Below are 3656 nucleotides of genomic sequence, written 5' to 3'. Positions count from 1 at the left end.
AATCCTACGCTGCCTCAAGACGATACGCTACGTCCGCCACCTTCCCATCATCAGGCCAGTGAATAAGGTGGGCTAGATTGTGTTCAAGTCTGAAGGTCCGCGGAGACCGAAACATCTGAGATCCTGGCAATTGGTGAGTTGATCGGAGCCATTAGAAGACCCTTGCTGGCAACCGAATGATCACCCGCCCGTGATCCCAAAGCTCAACAGCTCGACCGTCGAAGAGCAGACGCATTCGCCGCAGTGCCTCTCCGTCATCTTGCGCCTCGATCGGCACTGGAGACGTCTCTCTTTTCCCGCTGCTCGAGATGAAGAAGGCGCGATAGTGAGGCGCAAATTCTAAATGTCTCTGAAGGTCCATAATCGTGACTCGCCTGAGGCGAAAGCTCACGTCTCTCTCGGTTGCCGCACGCCTGAAAAGCCGGCAATGGCGCATGCATGCGCCTTAATGAAACCGAGATCCAGTAAGTCTTTCGTGATATCAAAACTGTAATGACGTGCAGATATTTATCTCACTCATCGCGGAAAGGCATGCGCTTACAATTTGGATCGGCATCGACATTCACGCTGGTCGGCAGTCTGACCTTTGATCCTTGCCGCTCACCGCTTCGCAGATGGCAAATGCGATGTCGGAAGGGTTCCCAATCCGGTCGATGGGGCCGTCATAGTTGATCGCATTCTCGGGCATACCGCAGTCCGGCGGCTCGTTGGGCGTGAGAACCATGGAAAGCCCACCAGCCTCATGAAGTGCCGCCAATCCACGGGCCCCGTCGTCCAGCGATCCTGAGAGCACCACGCCGATCATGCGATTGCCGCCATGCGCCGCAACGGAGCGAAACAGCAGATCGACCGTGCGGTTGCGGTGTCTTCGAAAAGGATCAGAGACCAGCTCGCCGAAGCTTCCGGCGGCAAGCGCCAGGTGATCGCCAGGCTCTCCGATATAGGCATTGCCGATCTCCAACCGAGTGCCATCAACCGCAATGCGAACCGGCATAGGAGAGGCGCGCCCTAGAACTTCCGCCAAATGACTGAGGTGGTCCCAAGGACGATGCAGCACGATGAGGACGACAGCTTCGAGGGATCTCGGCAGCAGGCTCAAGATCGCCTGTATGTCGGAGAGGCCTTTGCCGCCCGATGCGCCGATGGCGACGAACCAGGGTGCAGAATGGTCTTCCATTCCCGGATTCAACTCAGCCGAGAGCGCGGAACCGTGAAAGCCAATTCTGAACTCCTGCCTGGTCCGCGAGCGGATCCGGCTGCTGGCATTCTGCTTCGGATTTCCCGCAACAAAGCCTCAAGGCGGAACCGCTTGCGTCCCATCTGAGACTTACGCCAAGAGGTTCGAGAGGCCCTCTGGCTTTGCCATTCTAAACCAGCCTGCGTCATGTAGTTTGATGATATTCATATCGGAATCCGATAAGTTCATAAGAGAGTGATTGAGGGAGAACTTTGTCCCTGGATGGGCGTCGGCCACCGTGATGCGGGCGTTCAACTGCTTGGCGATCGCCTCAATGATGCTTGTGCCAAGTCCAGCCTCGATCCTATCGCCCGAGGACGGCATTCCAACACCGTTATCGTCGACGCTCAGCGTCCAATCGGGTCCGTGCGACTGGTAGTCGATTCGTATCCGACCGTGACGTCCGGAGGGGAATGCGTGCTTGATCGCGTTGATGATGAGCTCCGTGACGACCAGTCCGAGACGCACGGACGTATCGTCATCTACGATAGTTTCATCGACGAGGACATCTATCGAAATCCGATCTGGGTCCTCTATCATCGATGCTGAAATGCTTTGAGCAAGCTGTGTAAAGTACGGCCGAAGCTTGACCGTGTCATTCCCGGAGGCTGCCAGATGTTGCTGGACGGCTGCGATGGAAATGACCCGGTCATGGGCGGCCTGCAAGTGCCCCCGCGTTTCATCGGACTGCACCCTGCGCGCGCTATTCATGATCAGGCTTGCGATAATCTGGAGGCTGTTGGCAATCCGATGCTGCATTTCGCGGACAAGATTTTCTTTGTCACGCATCAAGTCGTTCTTAATCTTTTCGGTTTCGCGGAGTTCGGTCACGTCGTTGATGCTAAGAAGAAGTCGCACATTCTCTTTGTCGACGTAATCGAGCCTGTTGGCATTCAATTTTAAACGACGCGTGCCCTTCTGCTTGCTCCGAAGATCCATTTCATAGTCATCGACTTTCAGCCCCGCCGTAAGTGTCCCGGTCAGCAAGGAGCGAAGACGCGGTTCATTCCATTCGCCGTCTCCGATTGCAAAGATGGACTGCCCAGAGACATCCGCCGGATCGATCCAGAATGCGTGGCAGAAGGACGTGCTGACTGCGATAATCTTTAAATCATTGTCGAGGATCATGACTGGGTTGATCGAGGCAACGATCACCGCGGTCGCGAGGTCGAAGCCAAGATGCGCCTGCGAATGTGTTTGCGTTGTCATCGTCGCCTCATGTAGGGAAACCGGAGGCTCGCGGAGCCAAGCCGTCCGGCGTGCGCTCGCCGAAAAGATCTAATATAATACAGACATAATGCTCATGCGTGCATTGGTCTGCAAGTTTATTTGTGCAAGTCCAACGTAGAATGTGTGCTCGAAGAATTCTAATCAGACAACCAATTCAACACTCTGGCAACATGAGCGTCCACTAAGCAAAAATGCATAGTGAGTAATCAATCCTGCACTATGCTTCAATTCATGGCGGGAGCCCGTGTCTTGCGCGAAAGTCTGCCCAGCCGATTGAGTCCAACACCTCTCCCGCCGCGGCCGCGATGATGGCTTGGGGTTGACCTTCCAATGAGAGGCTTTCGTGTCAATGTATTTTTCGGCGAGGTCGCGCCACTGCGGCGAACGCGAGTCCCGGTGTCATACATACAACATCGAGGATCGTCGGAACCGCCTTGATGTGGCCGACCACTTCGATATCCGTCTTAGATTTATTTGCGGACACCATGATAGCCCTCATTCACATGGATCGCACGCGAGCGCCGAACGACTTTGGCGTTATCAGGGGCATGGAAGACCCGCTTTTCACCTCGGGACCGTCGTTGAAGGGAAACTGCGTCGCCGTCGCGGGCAGGATATTACGGGACGTGCGCAAAATTCTAGAGTAGTTTCCTCCCTCGGGGGATTTGAGCCGATGGACCTAGCCGTCACTGCCGTAACGCGATCTTCCATAAGCCTTCGCCTGCAAGACGGAACAGGTGCACATTGCATTGAAATCAATGTCCCTGTTGAGGGACTGAAGCTTGCGACCTTAAGCGGAGATGTGCCTTTCGGTGATCCTGCTCTTCGATCTCTTGCCGAGGTGCGTCTAGCTGCCCTTCGTCAAGCGCGAGACGTTATAGGCTCAGAAATTCAACGCCTCTCAAGTCCGCCCTATCGCACTTTCTAAGCGATCGCAAAATTCGGCACGCCGCCATTCGCCTGATTTTCGGCAAGTGCGCGGCGCGTCTGTGAAAGGTGGTTGGGCAATCTGCACAGGTGCGGTGAGTGGAGTTTCTGCCTGACAGCGGCCAAGGTGGCTGCGGATCAGGAGAGACGATGACGAAGCGAGCGCGCCGAAACCATTCGCCGGCCTCTAAGGCAGCGTCGACAAATTATCGCGCTGATTATGATGGCCTTGGAGCGATTGTATAGTTCCATTCGCCATGGA

At 55.3% G+C, this 3656-nt stretch carries 2 protein-coding genes; both read right to left on the bottom strand.

Annotation, left to right across the window (positions count from 1 at the left end):
• Positions 1 to 562 precede the first annotated feature (562 nt).
• Complete coding sequence (locus tag M8523_RS35985; protein WP_282589592.1) at positions 563 to 1177, bottom strand: chemotaxis protein CheB; 615 nt, start codon at positions 1175 to 1177, stop codon at positions 563 to 565.
• 150 nt (positions 1178 to 1327) lie between these two features.
• Entirely contained in the window at positions 1328 to 2446 is a 1119-nt protein-coding gene (locus tag M8523_RS35980; protein WP_282589591.1) for a sensor histidine kinase, read from the bottom strand.
• Between the last annotated feature and the right edge of the window lie 1210 nt (positions 2447 to 3656).

Source organism: Lichenifustis flavocetrariae (genome assembly GCF_026130545.1).
Classification (GTDB): Bacteria; Pseudomonadota; Alphaproteobacteria; order Rhizobiales; family Beijerinckiaceae; genus Lichenihabitans; species Lichenihabitans flavocetrariae.
Note: the sequence above shows the minus strand (reverse complement) of the source record. Positions and strands in the feature narration are given on the sequence as shown.